Origin of the sequence: Natronospira elongata, from assembly GCF_034931365.1 — a bacterium.
Classification (GTDB): domain Bacteria; phylum Pseudomonadota; class Gammaproteobacteria; order Natronospirales; family Natronospiraceae; genus Natronospira; species Natronospira elongata.
The window spans coordinates 1-12,531 of record NZ_JAYGII010000052.1 but is presented as its reverse complement, the minus strand read 5'-3'; the positions used below and the strand labels follow the sequence as shown (position 1 = coordinate 12,531).

At 61.5% G+C, this 12,531-nt stretch carries 13 protein-coding genes; 7 read left to right on the top strand and 6 right to left on the bottom strand.

The features are described from left to right. Positions 1-206 precede the first annotated feature (206 nt). A complete protein-coding gene (locus VCB98_RS13020) occupies positions 207-1,136 on the bottom strand; it encodes a hypothetical protein (RefSeq protein ID WP_346053245.1) in 930 nt (309 codons plus the stop codon). 146 nt (positions 1,137-1,282) lie between these two features. On the opposite strand from VCB98_RS13020, the gene VCB98_RS13015 reads away from it, so the two are divergent. After that, complete coding sequence (locus VCB98_RS13015; RefSeq protein ID WP_346053243.1) at positions 1,283-1,684, top strand: DUF423 domain-containing protein; 402 nt, start codon at positions 1,283-1,285, stop codon at positions 1,682-1,684. Between the two features lie 49 nt (positions 1,685-1,733). Here VCB98_RS13015 and VCB98_RS13010 read toward each other — a convergent pair whose 3' ends face one another. Then, the gene (locus tag VCB98_RS13010) at positions 1,734-2,750 is read right to left on the bottom strand and encodes a hypothetical protein (RefSeq protein WP_346053241.1); all 1,017 of its coding nucleotides are present in this window, start codon (positions 2,748-2,750) and stop codon (positions 1,734-1,736) included. A 257-nt stretch (positions 2,751-3,007) separates the two neighbouring features. On the opposite strand from VCB98_RS13010, the gene VCB98_RS13005 reads away from it, so the two are divergent. After that, the gene (locus tag VCB98_RS13005) at positions 3,008-3,415 is read left to right on the top strand and encodes an OsmC family protein (RefSeq protein ID WP_346053239.1); all 408 of its coding nucleotides are present in this window, start codon (positions 3,008-3,010) and stop codon (positions 3,413-3,415) included. Between the two features lie 31 nt (positions 3,416-3,446). Here VCB98_RS13005 and VCB98_RS13000 read toward each other — a convergent pair whose 3' ends face one another. After that, on the bottom strand, positions 3,447-4,277 hold the full coding sequence (locus VCB98_RS13000; protein ID WP_346053237.1) for a BUD32 family EKC/KEOPS complex subunit: 831 nt from the start codon (positions 4,275-4,277) through the stop codon (positions 3,447-3,449). Between the two features lie 137 nt (positions 4,278-4,414). On the opposite strand from VCB98_RS13000, the gene VCB98_RS12995 reads away from it, so the two are divergent. The 4 genes from VCB98_RS12995 to VCB98_RS12980 all read left to right on the top strand — a co-directional run bounded on the left by VCB98_RS12995 (position 4,415) and on the right by VCB98_RS12980 (position 8,042). Further along, positions 4,415-5,632, top strand: coding sequence for a CaiB/BaiF CoA transferase family protein (locus VCB98_RS12995; protein ID WP_346053235.1), 1,218 nt, complete (start codon positions 4,415-4,417; stop codon positions 5,630-5,632). A gap of 87 nt (positions 5,633-5,719) precedes the next feature. After that, on the top strand, positions 5,720-6,331 hold the full coding sequence (locus tag VCB98_RS12990) for an energy transducer TonB (RefSeq protein WP_346053233.1): 612 nt from the start codon (positions 5,720-5,722) through the stop codon (positions 6,329-6,331). Positions 6,332-6,582: 251 nt separating this feature from the next. Next, a complete protein-coding gene (locus VCB98_RS12985) occupies positions 6,583-7,209 on the top strand; it encodes an energy transducer TonB (protein WP_346053232.1) in 627 nt (208 codons plus the stop codon). Positions 7,210-7,403: 194 nt separating this feature from the next. Then, on the top strand, positions 7,404-8,042 hold the full coding sequence (locus tag VCB98_RS12980; RefSeq protein ID WP_346053230.1) for a hypothetical protein: 639 nt from the start codon (positions 7,404-7,406) through the stop codon (positions 8,040-8,042). Positions 8,043-8,075: 33 nt separating this feature from the next. Here the strand turns inward: VCB98_RS12980 and VCB98_RS12975 are convergent, their stop codons facing one another. Next, positions 8,076-9,692, bottom strand: coding sequence for an ABC transporter substrate-binding protein (locus VCB98_RS12975; protein WP_346053229.1), 1,617 nt, complete (start codon positions 9,690-9,692; stop codon positions 8,076-8,078). Positions 9,693-9,708: 16 nt separating this feature from the next. Continuing rightward, positions 9,709-10,182: an Mpo1 family 2-hydroxy fatty acid dioxygenase gene (locus tag VCB98_RS12970; RefSeq protein WP_346053227.1), complete on the bottom strand. Its 474-nt coding sequence runs from the start codon at positions 10,180-10,182 to the stop codon at positions 9,709-9,711. Positions 10,183-10,401: 219 nt separating this feature from the next. On the opposite strand from VCB98_RS12970, the gene VCB98_RS12965 reads away from it, so the two are divergent. Next, positions 10,402-12,198: an outer membrane protein assembly factor BamB family protein gene (locus VCB98_RS12965; protein ID WP_346053225.1), complete on the top strand. Its 1,797-nt coding sequence runs from the start codon at positions 10,402-10,404 to the stop codon at positions 12,196-12,198. A gap of 120 nt (positions 12,199-12,318) precedes the next feature. Here the strand turns inward: VCB98_RS12965 and VCB98_RS12960 are convergent. Further along, positions 12,319-12,531, bottom strand: a 213-nt coding sequence (locus VCB98_RS12960; protein ID WP_346053223.1) for a tetratricopeptide repeat protein, incomplete at its 5' end; no start/stop codon positions are given.

The following is a 12,531-nucleotide window of genomic DNA, read 5'->3' as shown; positions in this document are numbered from 1 at the left end:
CGCTGAAGTACGTCCCCCACGCTGGCCAGACCGCTGCGGCTCAGGTCTTGCCCGGTGAGTACGCGGACAGCGGGCTCCGTGGCCACCGCCGGTGAACGACTCAAGGCCGACAGAATCAGAACGGCGGCCAATGCATTCCTTGAACTGGGCATAGCGGATTCCCCTTCCAGTCCCCCCGCTGTCAGTTACTCTTGCCGGGCGAGCGCTCAGCCGAAGCGCTCACCCAGGTAGGCCGGCAGGATCTCCGCGGGAGACCCCGAGCCCTTGAGAAGGGCTGTGGCGGCACGATAGAGAGGAAAGCCGGACACATCGAGACGTTGCTGTTCGTCCATGACCATGGCGGTATGCACGCCTTCACTACGAACATAGCCGTTTTTGACCGCAATGCCACTGCGGTCACCCCGCGCCAATGCCTCTCCCAGGCCGCGATGGTGAGAGTTGGCACTGGTGGCCGTGGTGATGAGATCACCAAGCCCCGCCGGCCCGTAGGCGGTCTCGCGGCGACCGCCAAAGGCCTCGACAATGCCGGCCAGCTCGGCCAGGGCCTCCATGATCAGGAAGCCACGGAGGTTATCGCCGAGACCCAAGGCATCGGCGGCGCCGATCAACGGCACGTAAACGTTCTTGAGAATGGCGGCCCAGCAGGCGCCGTGGACATCGCTGTCCGCATCAAGACGCAATGGAGTATCGCGAAAGAGGCTCTGTATGGTGCGCGCGGCTTCATGGCTGCTACCGGCGGCGACGGCGAAGCCATCCCGGCCTGCACTGAGATCGCGGGCAATCATGGGGCCACAGATCATGCCCCAGTCGATGGGGCCATTATCGCCAAAATGACGGGCCATGCATTCGGCGGGCGTTCGCCCCTGGCTGTCGAGCCCCTTGGCGATGGAAAAGCAGAGGCTGTGCTCGGGCAGTGACTGGGCAAGCCGACGGGCCAGCTCATCATGGGGCGAGGCCGGGACCGCCAGCAGCACACGCTCAGCCCGGGCGGCCAGGGTTTCCAGCGGATCACTCTCAACCCCGCTCTCCGGATCCCGGTCCCAACTGCTCACCGTCATTCTGTCTTTCAGTAGCTTGGCAAACATGCTGCCCATGGCACCACGGCCAACAATGAGCAGTTCCTTGGGCGCTGGCATGAAATTTCTCCTCCTGGACACTCTGATCAATCCATTCGCGCTCACAGTCAACAACATAGCATGCTGGCGGACTACCCTTCGCCGCTGGCCAGAAAGGCTCGGTCTGAGGACAATGGCGCTTTGCCCAATGAATCGGGAGTGGACTCATGAATATCTTCAGTCTCTGGATGCTCTGCCTGGCCGGATTCAATATGGCCCTTGCCGTGGGCCTGGGGGCCTTTGGCGCTCATGGTCTGCGGGCCAACGAGGACAGCCTGCCCCTGGAACGGGGGCTGGCGGTGTGGGAGACCGCTGTGCAATACCACCTGGCCCATGGCCTGGCCTTGCTCGGCCTGGCGGCGGTGGCGGTCTGGCTGGATTCAGCACTGCTGCGAACGGGGGGCTGGCTGCTGGTGGCCGGCATGCTGCTCTTTTCCGGCTCGCTCTATCTGATGGTACTTACCGGCTGGCGCTGGCTGGGCCCCATCACTCCCCTGGGTGGGCTGTGCCTGATCGGCGGCTGGCTGCTGATCATGACCGCTGCCCTGCGCTTGTCGTGGAACCAATGAAAAAACGCCCCGGTGCTGCCGGGGCGTTTTCTGTACCCAAGATTCGGATTCAAACCTGGTCACAGGTCTGAATTCGTTCCTCGATATCTTCCATGGTGATGGTATTGCCGTTGACGGTGATGCTGCCGTCACTGTGGTACTGAACTTCCATGGTATCGTTGCTATCTTCAGGCGTGACATTGAGCTGGCCACCCGTGATGCTGGGCTGATTGGTGGTCAGACCCTGGGCGGTCAGGGGCTGGACAGTTTCAAGAGTCGCCGCCCAGCTACAGGCATCCAGGTGCGTCTCAACGCCCATGAAGCCATCCACGCTGTATTCCACCTGACCACCGCCCAGCTCCTGCAGCTTGAATACTGCCCGGTCAGTGGTGCTGGTTCCAAAACGAATATGCATGTCAAAACCGCTGTCTCCAGCCATATTTGACTGCATCTGGATATCAGAGAACATGCGCATCTCCATGTTCTCGCCACCGCCCAGTTCAACGCAGCCGAAGCAGGCGTGCATGTACATCTGCTGACTGCTCTCCATGTTCATGCCAGCACCGTCCATGACACTCACATAGGCACCGGCATCCGCTGACTGGCCGGGACCGGGAGTGACCTCTCCAAACACGACCGATTCGGTGGGGGAGTGAGCCATGCGGATGTAACCACGGCTTTCGCTATAGAAATCCTGGGTATCCATGACGCAGTCAGCGTCAATCTCCACCATCTCCAGGCTACCGGTATAGCCAAAGGCATCCTCTACGTTGACATCAGAACCCGAGACGGTGCTTTCGCTGGTGTACAAGTGACCATCGCCGGTACATTGATTGGTAGCCGCTTGTTGCATGGCCCGGGCCAGCACACCCATGTCATCGTCTTCGGGATCATCGATAAAATCGTCGATTCCCTCGGCCATGCCGATGGCGACCATGGCAGCGGCAGCGGCATCGGCGTTATTCATGCCCACCGGCCCATCACTGCTGCTACTGGAATTACAGCCGAGAACCAGGAAGCTGGCGCCGACCAGCGTGAGAGCAATCTGCCCCGGGCGGGAGATCGGGTTGATGATTGAGTCGTTCATTTCGTTTCACCTCGTACTCTAGGTTTGCCGGAACTGCCGGGCGACACTGAATTGGCCGCCTTGCCGTCGTAAGCCATTCTACGGAGGCCTGGATACGGCACCACCCCCCCCAACGAGGCACCCCACCGGGGCGGCTCCTCTATGCCGGGACACCATGGCCGGGAATTGACGTGTCCCGGCGGCTATGAAAGGCTTCCGGCTGCATCGGGGCGGCCAGTGCCGCCCTCCTGGTCCACACAAGAATGAGATTTGTCGCAATGAAAGCCAGTGTGCAGTGGGTTGGTGAGGAAACATTTCTGGTCACATCCGAGAGCGGCCACCGGGTCGTCATGGACGGCAATCAGGGTGCCACCGCGCCCAGCCCCATGGAAATGGTGCTATTGGCCGCGGGAAGCTGTTCTTCCGTGGATGTGGTGGGAATCCTGAAAAAAGCGCGCCAGCGGGTGGATGACTGCCGTGTGGAGCTAAGCGCCGAACGGGCCGAGGGGCCACCGGCGGTATTTACCCGCATCCACATGCACTTCATCGTCAGTGGCAAGGACGTCTCGGACAAGCACGTGGAACGGGCAGTTCGCCTGTCGGCGGACAAATACTGCTCGGTCTCCATCATGCTGGGTCATTCCGTCAAGGTCAGCCATGATTACGAGGTCGTGGAAACCGACTAGCGGCAACAAACCAGGAATGGTGGCCGATGTATCAATCACATCCGCGCAGGATGTATTGGCTGACCATTTCCACCCGCTCCAGGGAGCGCTTGGCTCCCAGGTAACGGGTGAAGCGAAAGCGCTCCACCAAGGTCAGACCGCGGCGGGCAAAACGGGCCAGAAGATCCTGTAGCTGCTTACGCTCCCCGCGGGCGAGATACTCACGGACCAATGTCTCGATCAGCCGTTCGCGGGTGGGAATATCGAAATACTTGCGGAGCCTTCCCACCGACATCATGAAACCGAAAACGTCCCAGACCTGAATCAGCGGCAGATCGAAGGCCGTGGCGAGGCGTTCTTCGAAATCGATTCGGTAGATTTGCCCGTCGCCGTAGAGGAGGTTCTTGATCTGGGCCCCGCCGTGCCAATGGTCGGCTTCATGGAAGTCGGCGAGGGCAATCACTGCGTCTCGCAGCAGGGCCTCCCGTTCAGCCTGGTCGCCCTCGCGCAGGGCATTGCCGAACAAGATGCCGGGCACGCTCATGGCAAACCAGTAATCGCTCACCGCCTTCAGCTTCGGTGTCGCCACACCCGCGCGGTTGTATTGCATCAGCCGCGTGGCTTCGTGGTGGAGGCCTTCCTGGCGATCGGGCGCGATCACCGCACTCAATTTGACGGGATGGTGGCACAGGGGCTGGAGCAGGAGTCGCGTGAACCATGCCGTCACGCGCCGACCGGGGTTGCGCTGTGCCCGCTTGATGCACAGCTTCTCGCCCTGGTGCTCAATAAACAGAATCCGTTTGCGGCTGTTGGCGCAGGCCAGTCCCACGCGAGTGCTGAGTGCGGCGTCGGGGGCCGGCAACTGCTGAGATTCCCCTTCCATTTCCCTTCCTTTGGTGCTGATGATTGCAGCTGGCAGAGCCGCGAATGGGTCCGCCGGTCGGCCCCGCCGCTCAAGCCGGAGGCCCCGAAAAAACGCTAATGCTACCATCCCGCGGAAAACAGGGGAGTCAAGAGACGATGAAGGCTTTGGCGGGCGTGCGCGTACTCGACCTCAGTCGGGTGCTGGCCGGTCCCTGGTCCAGCCAGCTACTGGCGGATTTGGGCGCGGAGGTGATCAAGGTGGAACACCCTCACGGGGGTGATGAAACCCGTGGCTGGGGGCCGCCCTGGCTGGGCGGGGAGAATGGCGAAGACGGCCCATCCGCCTACTTTCTTGCCAGCAACCGGGGCAAGCGCTCGGTGGGTATCGATTTTTCCCACCCCCGTGGCCAGGAGCTGCTCAGGCAACTGGCCGCGGACAGCGACATCCTGCTGGAGAATTTCCGGCCGGGCCGGCTGGCTCGTTACGGCCTTGATTACACCAGCCTGTCGTCACTCAACCCGGGCCTGATTTACTGCAGCATTAGCGGCTTCGGCCAGACCGGCCCTTATCGGGAGCGGGCCGGCTATGACCTCTTGCTGCAGGCCATGGGCGGCTTGATGAGCATCACCGGCCCCCGTGACGACGAGGGCGGAGAGCCGGTCAAGGTGGGGGTCGCCCTCACCGATATCCTGACCGGTCTCTACGCCACCATTGGCTGTCTCGCCGCCCTGCGGGAACGGGAAGCCACCGGGCAGGGTCAGCACATTGATCTGGCCCTCATGGATGTCCAGGTGGCCACGCTCGCCAATCAGGCGATGAATTATCTGGTCGGCGGTCAGATTCCGGGACGGATGGGCAGCGCCCACCCCAACATTGTTCCCTACCAGGCTTTTCGCGCGGCCGATGACTGGCTGGTCCTGGCAGTGGGCAATGACGGCCAATTCCAGCGCCTCTGTCAGGTCCTGGATCAGGCGGACCTGGCCGACGATCCACGCTTTCGCCGCAATGCCGACCGGGTGGCAAACCGGGAACAACTTCTCCCCTTGATCGAGCAGGTCCTGGCAAAACAACCGCGTCGGCATTGGCTGGACCTGCTGGAAGCAGCGGAAGTCCCGGCCGGGCCGGTAAACGATATGGCGGCTGTATTCGATGATCCCCAGGTCCGTCATCGCGGCCTGGCCAGGACCCTTTGGCATGAGCGACTGGGCGGGGTACCGAGCGTGGCCAACCCACTGCTGTCGGGCACGAACTGGGCTGACTCCAGCAAACCGCCGCCCTTGCCAGGCGAGGACACGGAAACTACGCTCAAAGATAGGCTTGGACTGGATTCAGCCAGTATCGGTGCACTGCGTCGAGAGGGCATCATCCGCTAGGCGCAGGGCCGGGCCACCTTTCCGTGACGGACTGCCTGCCAAGCCGGGTTCATCACGCTGGACCGCTATACGCGGAAAGGGGGATTGATGCGCTATCTTGTCGCCGCCATGTCGGCTGCCCTTGTCACCGGACTGATCTTTCTGCTCATGCAGACACTGGTGGATGTTGACGGGGAAACCGTGAACAAACCGGAGTCAGGCCCCGCCATTGACGTTGTTCGCGTGGACCGGGAAGAGCGGGTGGAGACCATCGACCGAACGCTGCCCGAACCGCCGGAACAACCCCAGGTACCGGAGACGATCGATGTCAGCCACGCCACCGAGTCGCCAGTGGATAAGGTGGAATTTCCCGAGCTCCCGGATACGCTGATCTCCGAAGGCATCCCCATCCCCGGGGGGCCCCTTTCCAGGGAGGGGCAAGGTGAACAGAACCTGAGCCCGGTGGTCAGGATCGAGCCGCAATGGCCCCGCCGCGCCGTGCTCGACGGCATTGAGGGCTGGGTGAAGATCCAGTTCACGGTAGGCCCCGATGGCTCCGTTGAGCAGCCCAGGGTGATCGAATCTCACCCGCCGCGACTGTTTGACCAGCAAGCCATGCGCGCCATCCAGCGCTGGCGATTCCGGCCCAGGATGGTGGATGGCAGGCCGGTGGAACAGACGGCCACTCAGGTAATTGAGTTTCGACTGGAGGATCGTTAAGCCAGGGCCTCAGCTTCAAGGCAATCAATCCGCCCGGGTCGGCCGCCAAGGCCGGTCCGGGCGGACTGTTTTCGGCCGACCACTTTCCGACAGACGGCGATGTCTGAATGGCCCCGGCAAGAACCGTTTACCGGAAAGCCGGTCTTAATCGGTGAGCGCCCATCCACCGGCCGGGCCATTGAAGAAATGGACGAAGCCCGGAGAGACAGCGCCTGACCCGGTCCGTCCCATGTGGCGGGGAGGTAGCTGTAATGAGAGTCCTGATCTCACTACTGGGAGGCGGCCTGGTAGCGGGCCTGCTGTTCGTTTTGATGCAGACCCTGATCGGTGTGGATGGCGATGTCTCCATTGATCGGATGGAAGGAGAAAAAATTCAGTTCATCCGCGTTGAGCGCGATGAACGGGTACGGGAGCGCCAGCGGCATCCCCCCGAGCCACCACCGGAACGGCCTCCCCCGCCCCCGACGCTGGACCTGGCCATGCAGCTGGACCTGCCACCGGCACAACACCAGCGGCAACTGGATATGCCCCGGCTGGAGGGCATAGCAGGCGGCATTCCCCTGGGCGGCATGCTGCATGGCGGAGTCCGGGATGAAGGCCGGGACGGTGATGTGATCCCCCTGGTGCGGATTGAGCCCCAGTGGCCACGGGAAGCCCTGATGCAGGGCATTGAAGGCTGGGTGCAGGTCGCCTTTACCATCCGCGCAGACGGCACCGTGGCTGATGCCCGGGTGATCGACGCGTATCCCCGGCGTGTGTTTGACCGTTCCACCCTGAGAGCCATCCAGCACTGGCGATTCGCACCACGCATTGTCGATGGACGACCGGTGGAGCGACAGGCGACTCAAACCATCGAGTACCGCCTCGAAGACCGCTAGCCCGCAGTCCAATAAGCCACTGGCCGGAGCTCCATGCCCCGGCCAGACCGGCAGCCTCCCTTGCCGCGATTGAAACGGCCTGTTAGTTTCCAGCGAAAGCAGGAGGCACCGTGAGCATGCCAATCTTTGGACTTAAAATCCCTGGGCCAGTCATTTGCCTGTTGGCAATCTCCTTGCTCAGTGGATGCGCGAGCATGACACCCTCTCCCACTCCCGGCGAAAGCCTGGCAGGCGACTATCAGCGCATGCTGCTGGAATCGGAAGGAGAATTGATCGAACCCTCCGATTCGACCCTCAAGGCCCAATGGCGGGGGCAGCCCAATGCCGGTGATCTGCGAAAACACTACGCCCGCCGCAAGGACTTCCACCAGCGTTGTGAGCTGAATCGGCCGGACGGCGAGTTCGCCCAGGCGATGGAAGACGGCCGCCCCGGTGCCGCCGGGGAGCTGATGCGGGACTGGCTGGAGTCCTGCCCGGTAGATGCCCAGGGGCATCTATATGCTGCCCTTGCCTATGAAGAGGCCGGCCTGGGGATCGCTTCCCGGCTGCATATGGACTGGTTTCTGGAAATCACAGACCGGGCGCTGGCAACCGGGGACGGGCGGAGCGCAGACACCGCCTTTGAAACCATTTCCATACAGGAAAGCCATGCCCTGCTGCTCAGACTGGGCCTGCACGGCGTGGAGCGAGAGTTGATCCGCGATGGCCAACTGATTGACCGGGTCATTGCAGAGGATTCCAGTGGCCAGCGCCATACCCTTTACTTCCATCCTCGCTGGCATTTCATCCGACTGCATGCCAGAGTTGCCGCGCCACAGGCCGAAAGCCCATAAGCCAAGGCGCTTTAATCAATAGCTCCGGGGGCATCAGGAATCCGAGACGGGCCGGGCCACTTTAACCCGATCACGACCTGCCTCCTTGGCTTGATACAGAGCCCCGTCAGCCCGCTGAAGCAGTCCATGCAAGTCTTCACTCTCCCCTAGGCTCGCCACCCCCAGACTGGCAGTGATGCCGCCACCTTCAGCATCATGACAATCCTTCACACGCTGGCGAATTCTTTCGGCCAACCGATAGGCATCCTCCGGGCAGCCATGGGGCACCAGAACCAGGAACTCCTCACCGCCCCAGCGGCATACGCTGTCTGACTCGCGCAGACACTCCCGAATCAGTTCGGCCACGGTACGAAGCACGTCATCACCGGCCGCATGCCCATATTGATCATTGATTGGCTTGAAATGATCCAGATCCATGAAAATAACGGAGAGGGGATGGCCGTAACGTCGAGCGCGTCGGATCTCACGCCCCGCCACCTCTTCAAAGCGATGCCTATTCCAGAGTCCGGTCAGGGCATCGGTATTTGCCAAGCGGAACAGCTCAGCCTGATGCTCACGGAGGCGCTCCTCCACGGCCATTCGTCTTGCAGCCTCTCGGCGCAGTCGATTATTGAGTCGCGCAAAATGAGCTGCCAGGAGACTGGCCAATAGCAGCAGGAAAAAACCGCCGGCTGCCATTCGATAAGCCATGGTGTAGTCCGTCGCACTCCGCGACTCATAGAGGAAGCCACCCAAATCAACCGGGCCGTCCGCGAATCCCAGCGCCACATAGCTTTCCGCAATACTCTGCCAACGACCTGGATTCATATGCCCCAGCGCCACCAGCTCCGGCATGATCAGTTCAGCCAGGCCCTCGGCTTCGAACTGCAGATGCGCCAATGAGCGTTCCGGCGCGTAGTTCGCCTGAATCATGGCGGCAGTCTTCTCGGGCTCGGCAAGTGCTCGTCGCCAGCCCTCCAGACTGGCCTCCAGGAAGGCATCCACCACAGCGGGTTCCTGATCAATCAATGACTCATGGGCGACCAGAACATCGTTGTAGAAGTTGACCCCATAGGCCCGAGGTTTGATCAAGTGATAGTCAATCCCCTTTCGCTTCAGCTGCCAGGGTTCATTGGTCTCGTAGGCGTCGTAGGCATCCACCCGCCCTTCTACCAGGTCATCCAGATCATGAGAGGTGGGCAGCAACTCAAGCTCATCCAGATCCACACCTTCCCGCCGTAACATGGCCAGCAGTTCGGCACTTTCATGGCCGGGCATGAGCATCAATCGCTTGCCCACAAGATCCAGCGGCGTGTGAATACCGGCATCGGCCCGAACCAGCCAGGCATTCGGCGAGGTCTGCATGATGGCCGCGAGCGCCACCACCGGTTCCCCTCGCATTCTCTCGATGACGACCCCACTTTTGGCAATGGCAAAATCCACTTCGCCGGCCAAAAGGGCCTCAAGGGGCTTGGCTGCATCGGGCCCACCTTGGATCAATCTTACGGACAGGCCAGCTTGCTCGTACAGCCCCTCCTGCTTGGCCACGTAATAGCCGGCAAACTGAAACTGATGCTTCCAGCGAAGCTGCAAGGTGATGTCGGGCTCAGCGGCATGGATCGATGTCGTCGCCAGTAGTCCGAGCAGAACCGTCCATGCGGCTCGGTGCAAGCATGCCACCAGGGCTTCAGCCATAGCGAATGCCCAGGGCCCGATAGAGATGGGCGAGCAACCACAGGGGCCCGATCATCAGGAACTGCAAATCCTGAAAAAAGGAGGGACTGCGACCTTCTATTCGATGGCCAATGAACTGACCAATCCAGGCCAGGACAAAGATGGCCAGGGCAAGGGCCCATAGGGGGACAGGGAGCTGGTCCAGCCCCCAGGTCACAACCAGGAGCAGGATGGAGAACAACAGCATGCCCAGTGCCAGGGCCGGGGACAACAAGAGATAGTAGAGGACGGCGGCCAGAAGAAAGAGGCTGGCCCAGTTGAATGGCGCAGCCATTGCCTGCAAGGGCTCGGGCACGGGTATGGACCAGAGCAGCCCGATCAGGCTAAGCACTATCAGGGGCACGCAGATCCAGTGGATCCGTTTGTTGACGGGGTGTCGGTGGCTCTCGCCATAGGCCTCCAGCCAATCCTGTACCGTTCTTGCCATCAGGGATTCTCCGAGTCACTCCATTGCAGCCTAGGCGGTAATGCTGCGCTGCTCAAGCGTCAATTCTCGCATCAGCCGGCAAGAAGCTGCTTTGTCCATTGGCGAGGGGGCATGGAGGGGCCCACCTGGGGGGATGTAAGGGGTGGAAATCTGTTTCACGCTGGGGTTGCCGGGAGCCCTGGATGGGCTTCAGATTTTTTCATGTAAGGGAGGAATTGTATGGAAATCAACAAGAAACGGGTTCTGGCCGGACTGTGTCTGGGTGGTCTGCTGACCCAGGGTTGCGCAACCCTGGAGCCGGAAACAGAAGCGGACTGGCAATCGGTGGTGGAAGTGAGCCGCCTGGCCGAGACTCATGTCAGCGATGATGGCAGTCGCCTGGTGGTGGGTAACCCCCGCAATCTCAATATTATCGATGGCCATGATGGTCAGGTGCTCGGTGGCTTCGGGGAAGCCGCCAACTGGCAGATGACGATCAGCGTGGGCGGGACCGAAGCCTACCGCCTGCGGGCGGAAAGCTCCAACGCCCTGGTTCTGCCCGAGGCGGACCTGGCCCTGATGTTTGACTACCACGGGGCACGAGAGCGCATCACCGCGGTGCATCTGAGTTCCGGCGATAAGGCCTGGCATTCCCAGGAATACAACTACAGCCTTCAACAGTACGAGCAAATCATCGGCGAGGCGGTCGACCGGGTTGCCGCCGCCCTGGGCGGTGAAGGGGAATCCACACTGGACCAGCGTAAACGGCAGCGTCATTTTGCCCAGCACCTGGCCAGGCCAGTGGACGATGGCGAAGGGCTTCTCCTCAAGACCTTTGACGGTCTGATCAAGCTGGATGCCAGCACCGGCTTCGAACTCTGGCGTCTGGAAGACTTCCAGGGTCCGGGCATCCGGTCGGTGGAGACATTGGACAATGGGGATTATCTGGTGCTGTCCACTGGCCGTGACCTGTCCCGGCTGCAGGCAGCGGAATCCTATCACCTGGCACGGATTTCCCCGGACGGAGAGGTCCGCTGGAAGCAGGAGCACAGTGGCCGCGACACCCATGGCATGCAGGTGGCCGAAGGCTATGCTGTGATCGATGCCTCTCCCATGCAGGTATTCCAGCTCAACGACGGAAGCAAGGCCTGGGAAGGCACGACCAACCGCCGCAGTGGCGAGTTCACCGACCGTCACTACCTGCCGGCACCGGAGCCCGCCATTCGGGACGGGGTCATCTATCACGTCGCCTGGACCCATGGCGAGGATGGTGACCTGGTCAGTGTCGGCGCCCCTCACCGGATTCGCGCCCTTGATCTGAGCAGTGGTGACATTCTCTGGGAAAGCGAGGAGACCAGTACCTACTTTGGTGATCTCAAATTCCATGGTGATCAACTGATCGCCTGGGGTGCCGGCCGCTATTTTGGCGACTCCAATGTAGGGGGTGCCGCCGGACTGTCACTGGAGAATGGCGAGGAACTCTGGCGGACCGCGGAAATGGAAACCCCCGGCCTGACGTCAGCGGCCCCCTATATCTCTGAGCCCATCGTGGATGGTCAGCGCAACATGGCCTTCGTCGCCGGCCCCGAAGTCCTCTACGCCGTTGATCTCAACAGCAATGAAATCGCTTATGAGCTCGACCTGAATGACATGGGCTTTGGCGACACCATGGGCCTGATGGCCAGTGATGACCGCATCGCCATCATTCACACCGGTGGTGTCGCAGCCATCAATGCCGACGACGGCACCGTCGCCTTCGACACCGAGACGGAGCACGTGGGTGACTTCCACCGGGGTGACGATCGAGTCGTGGTGCAAGTCCTGCCATCGGCTCTCATGGCCTTCTCCGAGGATGACAATAGCGGTGGTTTGCGTGCAGTGGACCTGCGCAATGGCGAAACCGGCCCGCTGGTCGCCTGGGAAGACCTCCGCAGCTTCCTCTTCGGCAGCTTTGATGATCGCCCGGTTGTCAGCGCCGACGGCCGCGCGGCCTTCTTCGTTGACGAGGATGGTCAAGTCTTCCGCTACCGGCTGTAAGCCCAGCAAATCACGGTGCCGGCGTGCCCATCGCGAGGCACGCCGGCGCTGAATATGCCCTTCATTCAGCTTGCACCCACTGTCACCGAATGGCGTTGCCACGCAGTGGGCCCGATCTGACTAGCGCTCCCGGGCCTCGTTGATGGAGTCCAGCTTGGCCTGGTATCGCTCGGCATAATGGGCCGGGCCAATGCTGCGGGCCCTTCCGAGGTAGCGGCTGGCGCGACGCAGGTTACCCAGCTCATATTCCACTCGGGCGAGAGCGAACTGGAACTCATGCTCGTCGGGATGCATGCGCACGGCCCGTCGGAAATGGCGGCGGGCTTCACTTAA